This is a genomic window from Nostoc sp. C110 (assembly GCF_043099725.1).
In the GTDB taxonomy this organism is placed as follows: Bacteria; Cyanobacteriota; Cyanobacteriia; order Cyanobacteriales; family Nostocaceae; genus Nostoc; species Nostoc muscorum_A.
The window spans coordinates 4,242,893-4,255,968 of sequence record NZ_CP171148.1 but is presented as its reverse complement, the minus strand read 5'-3'; the positions used below and the strand labels follow the sequence as shown (position 1 = coordinate 4,255,968).

The window sequence follows — 13,076 nt, the reverse complement described above, 5'->3', positions numbered from 1 at the left end:
AGTCATTTGTCATTTGTCATTAATACTTCCCCTGCTCCCCCTGCTCCCCTACTCCCCCATCTGGCGGATTTGGTTCGCTAGACATCGCTTTGAGTTTGGATGTAAAAGAATCAGAGCGATCGCTTTTTTCTGGGGTAAATTGCCCAATCGGGGCATGAATAGCAGCAGGTGGCAGCAGTTTTGGCTGTCGTTGAGAATGGCTTGGTGATGGGGGAGGCGGTGAACTTTCTTGTAAAGTTTGCCTTTGGCTAACAGCAGAGGATAGCTGAAGGGTTGCCGAAGAAGCAAATTTTCCCGAAAGGGGAGATTTGAGAACAGTTTTATTGTCCCTAGCTTCCTCCTTGACTTCTTCATCTAAAGATGTCTTTTGTTCGTAACTTTTCAGTTGTAGAGTTGCAGTATTGCTTTTTTGATAGCCATTACGAATCTTCGCAGGTGGTAATTGAGGACTCGTGACTCTCTCTACAATGGGGTTTTTCTTGGCTAGCGGTAGGCTTGGAGCAGGCGATGAGGTTAAACTTTGGGGAAATTTGCTACAAATCATCCGTTCAAATTCCATATTGAAATGATATGTAGCTTGATCCCGGCGCTGCCAAAATACTAAAATTTGCTGCACCGAAACTGCTTTATAACGGCCTTGATATAGTGCCTCAATTACTGCCAGGTGTAGCCAATTCAGTGGGTATTGCGTTTGCCAACGCTCTACTAGCTCATTGGCACTATAGCCACTGAGATCAAAACTATAATTAATTAATAAAGCGATCGCCAAGTTGGCAGAAGTATCTGGAAGTGTTGTTAACATGGGGCTATTAGCTTTCGGCAATAGGTCTTAAGATTCTTCACCCATCGCATATTAGCCTAGCGTGCTTTTAACTACATGGTTTTTTTCCAAGAGTACAAAGCAGATAAGCAGTGTTTCCTATTCTACTTGTCAACTTCTAGAATGCAACCCTACATAGAATGATTTAATCGCAGATGTTCGCCCAATGGCAACTAATGCCTGATAAACCATTGCTGCAACTTCGGCACGTGTTGCTAGACGTAAAGGTGCAAGTAGTTGGGGATCTGGGTAATTAACGATGATTTTTTGTTGTGTAGCAGTGGCTACGGCTTTTCGGGCGTAGTCGGGAATGGTATGTCGATCACTATATACTTCTAAAATATCGCTATCAACAGCTGCTAGTCCCAGTCCGTTTACTAGGGAGACAATCACCTGTAGCCGTTGGACGTGTTGATTGGGGCGAAAAGTGCGATCGCTAAATCCGCCAACAAAGCCACCACTAGCCGCCACTTGGATAGCGCTATAAGCCCAAAAATCCTTGGGTACATCCGTAAAATCCGGTGCTGAGATTTTGGGAAATGGGTTAAAGGCGATCGCTACCAGAGATGCGTACTGGGCGCGAGTCATGGGTTTATCTGGCTGGTAGCTGCCATCGGCAAAACGATGAGTTAAATCCATGCTTACTAATGCTTGGATAAATGGTTCTGCCCAATGTGCATCTAGTTGAACAGGCGCGGGGAGTTTTTGAGATGGTGCTGGAGCCTCAGAGATATTTGTGCTAACCGCTACTAGATTGGCTGGGATTAATTCTGCCAATCCCTTGATTAGAGAAGGATTCAAATCATTACCTACGGAAATTAGCTTTTGTTTAGTAGCATTATACAAATCAAATTCACTATTATCACGAAAAATATTATCAGCAGAATCTTGGATATTGCCTAAATCAGGAATTGCATTGCCATTGACTAACAGACCACCTTGGGTATTTTTAGTAATGAGATTTTGACGCAGCACAGGTTGGGCGTTGCGAGAAAGTGCGATCGCGGTACGATTTTCTGATAATTTGTTATTTGCGATCGTCGGAGTAGCAAAGTCACTAATTGCTATACCTAAAGGGTTTCTTTCAAATAAATTCCGCAGTACTTTTCCCTGGCTATGACCTGCTATCACCAACCCGCTAGCAGTATTTTGCACAAATATGTTATCTAAAATTTGGGGTTTGGCAGTGCCAGTGGTAAACACACCTTCTCGCCCACAGTCCCTTAAAGTATTATTCGCTAAAGTAGGTGCAGCCGATTCAATCCAGATACCAGTACCTTTAGCTGAGGGATTAGTGACAGTCACACCTAAAAGACTGGCATCATCTAGCAAGAGCAGCGTAATATTTTGTATACCAAAGCTGGGACTTTCATACTCACCACTCCCGGAAATTACAATCCCTGCACCTTTGTTTGCTTCGTTGCCCATCACTGTTGTCTCTTCAGGGATAATCAGTGGGAACACCTCACCATTAGCAGCGCTGTAAGTCCCCGGCTCAAGATGAATTATCGTCGGGATTTTGGTTATTTTTAAGGCACGGCTGAGGCTTTTAAACGGACTCAACCGTGAACCAGTATTGGTATCATTCCCTGTCATAGGGTTGATATAGAGTGTGACGACGAGGGTAGAGTTCACCATTGATAGTTGAGAGTCAATTGTTTTAATTATGACAATCATAAATAACACTACTTGTAGCAAACTTTTTCAAAGTAGTATGACTGTGTATAGAAAATGTATCCACGTTACTTTTTCTTGCAAGCAGATAATCTGTACACACAAGTTATAGACTCTCATGCAACATTCCGAGTTCTCATCTCGGTCTTTGGTATTCCCAGGGTAGGAACTTCCAAAAAATAGATTATCCACAATTATTTCTATATTTGTCGGGGCGAAAGGTCTTGCGCCCCCACCCAAACGCAGGGATGGGATGTTTTATCTACTGGAAGTGCCTTAAAAGACCACGGTTATCACCCTGAACATCTGAGAGAGGAGTTAGAGAAGGTTTATCCCCAAAAATCAGCATTGAATGTTCGGCACAACCATTCTTGGCACTACTAACTCTATAACTGCGTCAAGCGTCTTGCAGCTAAATTACTGTATCAGTTTTCCTGGTGTAGCAATTTAACATTTATATGGAATGAAATTTAAGCAATTAGTAACCAGCCAGAAGTAATGACAACTCAGTTTTGGGAAAAAAGCATAGAAATTAATGCGACTCTAACCAACTTACTATTAAACCTCGTGCGTAGATGCTTACTTTTATGCCGCAGCAAGTTACGTAAAGCGCCTGATAGAGCTGCGGCTAGTCGCCAGACATCGCCTTTTATTCATCAAGGTTGGTGGCTTTTCAGGAAGCGTCTGCTGCCATTATTATTTTTGATATCATTCGTTGCTGTATTCTTACTCAACAGCTTTGCCCCTGCTATTGCCCAACTGCCTCCTCAACCTCGTCAAGAAATTCGGGGGGTGTGGCTCAGTGGTAACGATTTTAGCGTTTTCCGAAATCGCTCCAAGGTGCAAGCAGCCATGAGCCAACTACGAAAGTTAAACTTTAACACTGTTTATCCAGTAGTGTGGAACGATGGCTATACACATTACCCCAGTGCCATCATGCAAAAAATGGGTATTCCCTTCTTCTTCAAGGGAACAGATGGACAAGATGTGATTGCAGACATTATCAGCCAAGCCCGCAGAGAAGGACTACTAGCAATACCTTGGTTTGAATTTGGTTTCATGGTTCCCTTAACTTCAGAACTTGCATCCCAGCATCCAGATTGGTTGACACAAAAGCGGGATGGGACTCAAACTTCAATTAGTGCTGCGGGTGAAGTAGCGTGGTTGAATCCGTTTCACCCCGAAGTGCAAAAGTTGCTCACCGAACTCGTGATGGAAGTCATTACTCAATACAATGCTGATGGCGTTCAATTTGACGACCATACGAGTTTACCTGTGGATTTTGGTTACGATAAATACACAATTAGTCTATATACTCAAGAAACCGGTAATCCTCCTCCACCTAATCCCCAAGCCCAAGCATGGAAAAGATGGCGGGCAGATAAAATCACTGCATTCATGGTAAACCTCTACCAAACCGTGAAAGCTCAAAAACCGAACGCTATCTTCTCAGTTTCTCCTGTTGATTCGGAATACGCCTATAAAGTGCAACTGCAAGACTGGCTCAACTGGGTACGCTTGGGTATTGTCGATGAGTTAGTTATGCAGGTGTACCGTAATGATTTGGCAAGTTTTATCAGTCAAATTACCCGCCCAGACATTTTGGAAACCCAAAAAATTATCCCAACAGGTATCGGTATTTTAGCGGGGTTACGAAATCGCCAAGTTTCCATGTCACAAATCCAACCCCAAGTAGAAGCAGCGCAACAACGGGGTTTAGGTATTGGGTTTTTCTACTACGAAAGCCTTTGGGATATTGCGCCTGAACCAGCAGCGCAACGCCAGTCAGCATTTGCGGCTCTTTTCCCAAATCCAGCGTTACGCGATATCTCTCAAAATACACCCCGCCAGCCAACTTTTGATACCATAAGCTTACCTTTGTACACAAAACCTTCCTTGGGTCAACGTGTTCGCGGCTATTTTTTGGAAATGGCGATCGCAAATGGTCAACCAAGACGTATCTTATTAGATACAGGTTCAGCAGGGTTGCGAGTTCCCAAAGAGTTTTTAGGTAATGCTCCTATCCGCAGAACGGGACAAAATATCAAGGAGGTATTAAGTGATGGGACTATCCTTGATGGAGAATTAGTTTATACTAACATCCGCTTTGGTTTGCTTCCTGCCGCAGAACCCGTTCCGGTACAGATTGTTACCAGTCGCCAATGTACTGCCCAAAAGCCTAATTGTTCAGCAAAGAATGGTGTGCCATTTTCCGGTATTATCGGTGTCAACTATTTTGAAAAGTCACTTCCCTATAATCCGTTGAGAAAATTACCAGGCAATTTGAGTAACGGATTTATTGTTACGGGAAATGGTGGTAATAACAATAATGGCAGCCTAATTCTCGGTTTAACTGCTGGTAATCAAGCAGGTTTCAAAATGGCTCCTTGGAGTAAACAAAGCGAAATTAATGGTGTACCTGGTAATAGATGGGACTCTCAAGTGAACAAAGTTTGTTTAACTATTGCTGGAAGTTCTGCTAAAAATCTTTGTAACGGCAAAATGATTACTGATACTGGAACTATTAATGGTTTGACTGAATTCAAGTCAGCTTCAACAGCAGGTAAGCTCAAACCAGGAGTATTACGTTCAGCGAATGCTGTAAAAGTAGCAATTAATGGCATTTTTGATTACAGCTTGACACCAGGAACCCGCGACGGATTTAATCGCTGGAATTTAAGTATTTCGCCACAATCAGAACTTCCTACATTTGTAAATACTGGCATCGCCTTTTTTGATAAATACGATGTCCTCTTTGACCAAGTTAATGGAAGACAGGGTTTTCGCAATCGGCGGTAACATGAAAGTAAAGACTTGTTCCCTTACCTAATGTTCAAAACTAGTGGTCTATCGCATTAATTTTGCTAGGTTTGTAGTAAGCACTTTAGTGCTTGAATATTTGAGGACTAAAGTCCTTACTACAAAGGTATTTACCACTCACTGAACCAGCAAAACTGACTTCACGGGACGCTTGATAGAATTTCCCTCCAAATCAACCTTCCCATAGAAGGTTTTGCCTTTGTAATAAAGCGAAGACGAACTCCCTCCATCCAAATTCATCGCTTTATCAGCACCAAGAGTTTTCATAAAATTAGCTAGTGCTGGTAAGGATATCCCATTAGCACGAACCGAGGGTTTTTGAGCCACCATAACTAAAACAACACTGCCATCACGAGTAATACCTACAGCAGTTCTGGCGTTGGGTTGGTTGCTGCCAAGTGCATCTCGTTTATTGGCATTATCTACAAAACCTTCTTTTTCTAAAGTGAGTTCTGGTAATAGGCTTGGCCCTGCGCCTATGGCATCGACTAACTGACAACCGACTGGCTGTGACGCACTGTGCAGCGCAATATCATAGCGAATATTCTGTCCACATGAGTAGCGGCGAAATTCTGTGCGATTGAAAATTTGACCTAGGTAAGATTTTAAGTTGGGATTGTTCACCAGGCGATCGTTTTCCTTGGGGTCAGCTACCACTTTTCCTTGTATGACAACATAAGATGTAGTTTTTTGGTTGGCTGGGTCAAAAAAGCCTGCGTTCAAGATAGCTACAGCTCGATGCTTTTGGGCAAATTCCTCTACTGTGGCTACCTTTTGTGATATTGCAGGAGTTACCAAAAATTTGCTATTAGCTGGAATCAACAAAATGTGAGCGATGCCTTGAGGCAAAGTGCGCTCGAAGTAGCGGATAGTTTTTGGTGGTGAAGATGCAACAGTTGATATTGAAGGTGTTGAGGAATGCAAATTAAACCACAAAACCATTGCCAAGCTAATTAATCCCAAAGTCAGTATTTTAATTTTTCTCACATTTAAATTCACTTGCAGTTAACCCAAACAAAGTTAATTTAGTTGAAATACTTTAAGCTGAAAAATAAGTGATTAACTTGAATTAAATAATGAATCAGTTAGCCATCTTTTATAACTGATTCCAATTCTGGAGATAGCAAAGATGTGTCTCTAAATGTTGAGGCAGGCAAGTACACTGTAAATTGAGTTCCTCTACCTATTTGACTGTAAACATTGACAAAACCACCGTGATTCTTAATGATACCCAATGCCGTTGAAAGTCCTAAACCTGTACCTTTGCCTATCTCTTTGGTGGTAAAAAACGGTTCAAAAATCCGTTGCTGGACTTCCAACGACATCCCCATTCCAGTATCTGTCACCACGATCGCAACATAAGAACCCACTTTAGCATCAATATTGATCCGGGCAGAATGTTCACCAATCACCAGATTTTCTGCTGCAATCCTCAATCTACCGCCATTGGGCATAGCATCGCGGGCATTAACTACTAAATTTATCAGCACCTGATGTATTTGAGTTATGTCTCCACGAACGTACCACAGGTTTTTAGGGATATCTGCCTGACAGATAATCGATTTGGGGAATGTTTGAGCGATAATTTGCTCAATTTCTGCCATCAAAGGCTGAATTTGCACAATTGTCCGTTTGCCTTCAATACCCCGTGCAAAAGACAATACTTGCTTGAGCAAATTAGCACCGCGTTTCACATTATTTTCTAAAGTTTGCAGTATTTGCTGACTCTGCGAATCGGGCAATTTCTTCTGCAACAGTTGAACTGACATTAAAATTGGGGATAGTATATTGTTGAGATCGTGGACAATACCGCCAGCTAAAGTACCTATACTCTCCAAACGTTGCGATCGCAGAAGTTGAGCTTCCAGTTGTTTTTGCTGCGTAATCTCGGTGTTCACACTCAAAATGGACTTAGTTTGTCCATGATCATCTCGGATCAGTATCCACCGGCTTTCAACGATAATTACTTTACCTTCCTTTGTCAGTTGATGCAACTCACCGCGCCACTCACCTGTATTCATCACCTTCAAGTAAGCATCTTCTAGCTGTAGTGAAATATCTTTATACAAAAGTTGCAAAACATTTTTACCCACAACTTCCTCAGCCTTCCAGCCGTAAAGACGTTCAGCACCTTGATTCCAAAACAATATTTGGTTGTGGATATTTCGTACCAAAATCCCCTCAGTTGATACATCCAGCAGCAATCCTTGTTCACGGATTTTCTGTTCTGCCTGTTTTTGCTGGGTTATATCTCGCATCAGTGCCAAATGAATGAATGTACCATCAGATTCGTTACGCAGTGGTACAGCATAAGTTTCCATGTAGCGACGAGTACCTTTAAATCCGATAATTTCAAACTCCAAAGTCCCCTTGTTACCTTGGCAGATACTTTTATGCAAGTCGGCAAAAGCTGCTCTATACTCTGGCACAATTACGGCATCAATTGGTTTACCAATTAATACATCAGGACTTTCTACTTCCATCATTGCCAATCCTTCGGCATTAATTTCTAAAAGGGTGCCATCCCTAGCAATCAACTTAATACATTCTGGTTCTGCATCTATCACGGCTCGTAAACGGTTTTCGCTTTGGCGTAGGGCCAGTTCCGTCTGCTGAAGTTGCCTGATATAACGCCATAACAAATCATACAGCAGCGCCACCAGCACCAAATCCACAATCGCAGCGATAAAAAATGTGACTATCGCCTTTTGGGAACTTGCTTGCGACTGCTGCATTCCCTGCTGTAATAATTTTTGCTCTACCTCTAAAGAGTCGTAAATCAGCTGTTGAATTTCTTTGCTGCTTTGGTTATCTTTATCAGATAATATTCGCTGCCGAACTGCTTCAAATCCTTGGTTTTGTCTGAGATAAATCTCTTGTTGCAGAATGTTGAGCCTACTGGTAATTTTCGGCTCCAACAAAGAAATCCACTGCTGTTTTTGATGGTTGTCGGCAGTTAATTTACTAAGAATCTGAATATTGTGATTAGTTTGTTGATAAACTGCAACATAAGTTTTTAGATCATCTGCATCTGCTGTAATTAGATAATTACGTTGTGCAGTTTCAGTATCTTTGAGTAGAGATTGGATACTTTCAACTTGGGTAATAACTTTATAAGAGGATATCACCCATTGCTGGTTGTGAATCAGCTTAACAGTATTGTTATAAGAGACTACAGCATTGGTAAATACAACTGACAATGCTAAGACGAATATTGCTTTTAGCTTTTGAACTCTATACCATTTTTTGATCATGCGATGCCCTTTCTGCCGCAGATGCCCTCCATCAGTTAAAATTAAACATTAAAAACAAATACATGAGAATATTTTAGGATTTTAATAACACAGGTAAGAAATTACAATCTGTTATAGTCGTAAATCTCTGGATTTTTTGGGATGATGATTTATACATAATACTCAGAAATAAATCCGCTAGTTTTTAATATAAATTCATTTTGAGCAGTAATGTTACCAATGCAGTTTGGATCGGATAAGTTGCCTAGCCATAATATTTGTAGAGATGTTGCCATGCAAAGTCTCTATTCTATGTTTAACATTTTAATTAACCCCCAATAATCCGTAGGTAGGGAGCAATTCATCTAGGCGCAAAGCGGCTTCCCGCATGGTATTTCTGGATTTCTCACAAGTGAGAAATCCAAGGGGTGTGGGAGGATGGGGAAGAAGTCTTACCCCCCACACTCCCCACACTCCCCACACTCCCCACACTCCCCACACTCCTCTTCTCCCTCTGCCTACACTATGCGTGAGAAATCCGGGTATTGCCCTTAGCTATGTAAAGACTTACGCAAAAATAGCCCAAACCTTGATTTTCCGTAGGGGCAATTCATGAATTACCCCTACTGTGCGTAGTTTTGCATAATTCCTATCATTGAAAACAGCTAAAGTTATTCTGCAATATGCTTGACATGATTCAATCAACATGTTAATAATAATAGTTTGTGGAAACTTTACTTCTTAATATAAGCTCTTGGCTAACGTCATTGTCATAGGTGCCCAATGGGGCGATGAAGGAAAAGGTAAAATAACTGACTTACTCAGTCGTTCCGCAGATGTTGTGGTACGTTACCAAGGGGGTGTCAATGCTGGACACACGATTGTAGTTAAAGGTCAGACCTTTAAACTACACTTGATTCCCTCTGGTATTTTGTATCCAAATACCGATTGCATTATCGGCTGTGGAACAGTAATCGATCCACAGATTTTGATTGCAGAACTCGACCAACTAAAAGAACTAAATATTTCCACTGACCACCTGCTGATATCTGAGACAGCCCACGTAACGATGCCTTATCATCGGTTGATTGACCAGGCATCTGAAGAACGACGGGGAAGCCATAAGATCGGCACAACAGGTCGGGGCATTGGGCCGACTTATGCTGATAAATCTGAACGTACAGGCATCCGAGTTTTAGACTTGATGAACCCGGATGAGCTACGTGAGCAGTTAGAGTGGACGATTAATTATAAAAACGTCATTTTAGAAAAGCTTTACAACTTGCCGCCTCTAGATCCACAAGAGGTTATTGAGCAGTATTTAGGGTATGCAGAACGTTTGCGCCCTTACGTTATTGATACATCGTTAAAGATATACGATGCGATTCAGCGACGGCGCAATATTTTGTTTGAAGGCGCACAAGGTACGCTCCTTGACTTAGATCATGGAACTTATCCTTATGTCACCTCTTCTAATCCTGTTGCTGGGGGGGCTTGCGTTGGTACAGGGGTAGGGCCGACAATGATTGACCGGGTAATTGGCGTGTCGAAAGCCTACACAACGCGGGTGGGAGAGGGGCCATTTCCCACAGAATTGGATGGAGAGTTAGGAGAATTGTTGTGCGATCGCGGTGCAGAATTTGGCACAACCACCGGACGCAAACGGCGCTGTGGCTGGTTTGATGCGGTCATTGGTCGCTATGCCGTGCGGATTAACGGCATGGATTGTATGGCGCTCACCAAACTGGATGTCCTCGATGAATTAGAGGAAATTCAAGTTTGTGTAGCTTATGACATCGATGGTCAACGTAGCGAACACTTCCCCACCAGTTCTCGTCAATTTGCTAGATGTCGCCCCATCTACAAAACCTTACCAGGGTGGAAAGTGTCAACAACCGAATGCCGCACCCTGGAAGACTTGCCACAGCAAGCACTGGACTATCTAAAATTCCTCGCTGAATTAATGGAAGTCCCGATCGCGATCGTCTCACTAGGAGCAAGCCGCGATCAAACAATAATCGTAGAAGACCCCATCCACGGGCCCAAACGCGCTTTATTGCAGGCTGACGGCACACCTGCTACCTTGCTAAGTGCGTAAATTAGTCATTGGTCATTAGTCATTGGTCATTAGCAAATGACAACTGACAACTGACAAATGACAAATGACAAATGACAACTGACAACTGACAAAGGACAACTTCTATGGCTATTACAGTCGAATCTCTAAAACGTCCAGAAGGCAGCAAGCCAAGAGCTTTGCGCCGTTCTGGATTGATACCTGCCAATTTGTATGGTCATAAGGGTACAGAGTCCATTTCTTTGACCATTGAGGCTAAAACTGTTGAACGGTTGCTCAAAAGAGTTTCAGTCAACAATACCTTAATTGAATTAAACATTGCTGATGCACCCTGGCGCGGCAAAGCTCTATTGCGGGAACTTCAGATCCATCCAGCAAAAGGTACACCCTACCACCTCAGCTTTTTCGCGGTTGCTGGTCACGGCGATACTACGGTAGAAGTGCGCCTGCGTTTTGTGGGAACTGCTGTTGGTGTTAAACAAGAGGGTGGTGTCTTAGACACCGTAATCACCGAATTGCAAGTAAGTTGTGCGCCAGAAAACATCCCAGATGTAATTGAAATCGATGTCACTAACCTGCAAATTGGAGACAGTTTGAGTATTAGTGATATACCTTTTCCTGAAGGTGTAACACCTCTAGCTGAATTGGAACGACTTGTTGTGAGCGTTTTGCCACCACAAATTAGCGCTGAAGATGCTGGGACTGAAACTGAAACTGAAGCAGCTTCTTAAGCTAGGTAAACTGTGTAATAATTTTTGATGATACCAGGGGGAAAACTCCTGGTTTTTTTGTATTTGAACCGCAGAGGCGCAGAGAGCGCAGAGGACAGAGATGACAGAAGCGACTCTTCCAGTCTTAATTCAGCAAATGTTGCAGCCTGGATTTTATCCCCATCCAGTAACAGAACCAATTCAGCTAATTCAAACTCACATTTCTTATGTGCTGCTGACTGGGGATTATGCCTATAAGCTGAAAAAACCGATGAATTTTGGCTTTTTGGATTTTTCCACCTTAGAGAAGCGGCAGCATTTTTGTCAGGAAGAGTTGCGGTTAAATCAGAGGGGTGCTGGTGAACTATATTTAGAAGTTTTGCCTATAACTTTGGTAGGGGAGCAATACCAGTTAGGGGGAACTGCCGAGGCTGTAGAATACGTGCTGAAAATGCGGCAGTTTCCTCAAGAGTCGCTATTGAGTTCGCTTTTTGAACAGGGTAAGTTAGATGAGACACGCCTAGATGAGTTGGGACGGGTAGTAGCTCAATATCATGCCGAAGCACAGACGAATGATTACATTCGCAGTTTTGGTGAAGTGCCAAAAGTCCGCGCTGCCTTTGATGAGAATTATCAGCAAACTGAGAATTATATTGGTGGCCCCCAGACTCAGAAACAATTTACAGAAACAAAGCAATATACAGATAAGTTTTTTGCAGAACGTTCAGAATTATTTGCTAGCAGAATTCACAACAATTATATTCGTGAGTGCCACGGGGATTTACACCTGAGAAATATTGCCCTGTGGAACGACAAAATCTTGCTGTTTGATTGTATTGAGTTTAACGAGCCGTTTCGCTTTGTCGATGTGATGTATGATGTGGCGTTCACGGTGATGGATTTGGAAGCACGGCAACGCAAAGACTTAGGTAATGCGTTTTTGAATGCCTACATAGAACAAACTGGGGACTGGGAAGGTTTACAAGTGCTGCCTTTATATTTAAGTCGTCAGGCTTATGTCAGGGCTAAGGTGACATCATTTTTGCTAGATGATCCAGGTGTGCCTGCGGCGGTAAAAGAAGAGGCAACAAAAACCGCCAGTGAGTATTACAAACAGGCTTGGGAGTACACTAAACCAAAGGTTGGAGAGCTAATTTTGATGTCGGGGTTGTCGGGTTCTGGTAAAAGTACCACAGCAAGGCATTTAGCTCGTCAACAGGGAGCGATTCACCTGCGTTCTGATGCGGTGCGGAAACATTTAGGCGGAATTTCCCTGTGGGAAAAAGGTGGCGATGATTTGTATACACCTGAGATGACTGAGAAAACCTACACAAGGCTGCTGGAATTGGGCATTATTCTGGCTAAACAAGGTTTTTCAGTGATTTTGGATGCCAAGTATGATAAACAGCATTTGCGGCAAGAAGCGATCGCTAAAGCTACAAAGTACGAAATTCCTCTTCAGATTATCCAATGCACAGCACCGCTAGAAGTTCTCAAAGAGCGGCTGAACAATCGCACTGGTGATATTGCTGATGCTACCGCCGATTTATTAGCCTCACAAATCAAACAAGCTGAACCTTTCACTGAAGAAGAACAAGTCTACGTAAAGATTTTGGATACAACTCAATCACAAGGGGCACAATTAAAATAATTCGTAATTCGTAATGGGCATACGCCCGGCTTTTCTACGAGACGCTACGCGGAACGCTAACGTAATTCGTAATGACGCTCTCTACGTTCGC

At 42.7% G+C, this 13,076-nt stretch carries 9 protein-coding genes; 4 read left to right on the top strand and 5 right to left on the bottom strand.

From position 1 onward, the window contains the following. Positions 1–19: 19 nt before the first annotated feature. Positions 20–802: a hypothetical protein gene (locus ACFFRD_RS23670; RefSeq protein ID WP_392477820.1), complete on the bottom strand. Its 783-nt coding sequence runs from the start codon at positions 800–802 to the stop codon at positions 20–22. 129 nt (positions 803–931) lie between these two features. Then, positions 932–2,458: a DUF1565 domain-containing protein gene (locus ACFFRD_RS23665; RefSeq protein ID WP_392483158.1), complete on the bottom strand. Its 1,527-nt coding sequence runs from the start codon at positions 2,456–2,458 to the stop codon at positions 932–934. 534 nt (positions 2,459–2,992) lie between these two features. Here ACFFRD_RS23665 and ACFFRD_RS23660 point away from each other — a divergent pair. Beyond that, positions 2,993–5,293, top strand: coding sequence for a glycoside hydrolase family 10 protein (locus tag ACFFRD_RS23660; RefSeq protein ID WP_392477818.1), 2,301 nt, complete (start codon positions 2,993–2,995; stop codon positions 5,291–5,293). A 138-nt stretch (positions 5,294–5,431) separates the two neighbouring features. Here the strand turns inward: ACFFRD_RS23660 and ACFFRD_RS23655 are convergent, their stop codons facing one another. From ACFFRD_RS23655 to ACFFRD_RS23645, 3 genes are all read right to left on the bottom strand, one after another. After that, positions 5,432–6,301, bottom strand: a complete 870-nt coding sequence (locus tag ACFFRD_RS23655; protein WP_392477816.1) for a phosphodiester glycosidase family protein — start codon at positions 6,299–6,301, stop codon at positions 5,432–5,434. 98 nt (positions 6,302–6,399) lie between these two features. Then, on the bottom strand, positions 6,400–8,568 hold the full coding sequence (locus tag ACFFRD_RS23650; protein ID WP_392477814.1) for a PAS domain S-box protein: 2,169 nt from the start codon (positions 8,566–8,568) through the stop codon (positions 6,400–6,402). Positions 8,569–8,717: 149 nt separating this feature from the next. Continuing rightward, positions 8,718–8,843 carry a hypothetical protein gene (locus ACFFRD_RS23645; RefSeq protein ID WP_392477812.1) on the bottom strand — a complete coding sequence of 42 codons (126 nt, stop codon included), beginning with the start codon at positions 8,841–8,843 and terminating at the stop codon, positions 8,718–8,720. Between the two features lie 458 nt (positions 8,844–9,301). Here ACFFRD_RS23645 and ACFFRD_RS23640 point away from each other — a divergent pair, with 458 nt between their 5' ends. From ACFFRD_RS23640 to ACFFRD_RS23630, 3 genes are all read left to right on the top strand, one after another. Then, positions 9,302–10,645 carry an adenylosuccinate synthase gene (locus ACFFRD_RS23640; protein ID WP_114084848.1) on the top strand — a complete coding sequence of 448 codons (1,344 nt, stop codon included), beginning with the start codon at positions 9,302–9,304 and terminating at the stop codon, positions 10,643–10,645. Positions 10,646–10,749: 104 nt separating this feature from the next. Then, positions 10,750–11,355 carry a 50S ribosomal protein L25/general stress protein Ctc gene (locus ACFFRD_RS23635; protein WP_179071648.1) on the top strand — a complete coding sequence of 202 codons (606 nt, stop codon included), beginning with the start codon at positions 10,750–10,752 and terminating at the stop codon, positions 11,353–11,355. Between the two features lie 100 nt (positions 11,356–11,455). Continuing rightward, positions 11,456–12,985, top strand: coding sequence for an AAA family ATPase (locus ACFFRD_RS23630; RefSeq protein ID WP_190961242.1), 1,530 nt, complete (start codon positions 11,456–11,458; stop codon positions 12,983–12,985). Positions 12,986–13,076 lie beyond the last annotated feature (91 nt).

What these genes read in the sequence shown, in the direction of transcription:
- ACFFRD_RS23670 (WP_392477820.1), bottom strand. Translation starts at nt 802, where the DNA reads ATGTTAACAACACTTCCAGATACTTCTGCCAACTTGGCGATCGCTTTA.
- ACFFRD_RS23665 (WP_392483158.1), bottom strand. Translation starts at nt 2,458, where the DNA reads ATGGTGAACTCTACCCTCGTCGTCACACTCTATATCAACCCTATGACA.
- ACFFRD_RS23660 (WP_392477818.1), top strand. Translation starts at nt 2,993, where the DNA reads ATGACAACTCAGTTTTGGGAAAAAAGCATAGAAATTAATGCGACTCTA.
- ACFFRD_RS23650 (WP_392477814.1), bottom strand. Translation starts at nt 8,568, where the DNA reads ATGATCAAAAAATGGTATAGAGTTCAAAAGCTAAAAGCAATATTCGTC.
- ACFFRD_RS23645 (WP_392477812.1), bottom strand. Translation starts at nt 8,843, where the DNA reads ATGGCAACATCTCTACAAATATTATGGCTAGGCAACTTATCCGATCCA.
- ACFFRD_RS23635 (WP_179071648.1), top strand. Translation starts at nt 10,750, where the DNA reads ATGGCTATTACAGTCGAATCTCTAAAACGTCCAGAAGGCAGCAAGCCA.
- ACFFRD_RS23630 (WP_190961242.1), top strand. Translation starts at nt 11,456, where the DNA reads ATGACAGAAGCGACTCTTCCAGTCTTAATTCAGCAAATGTTGCAGCCT.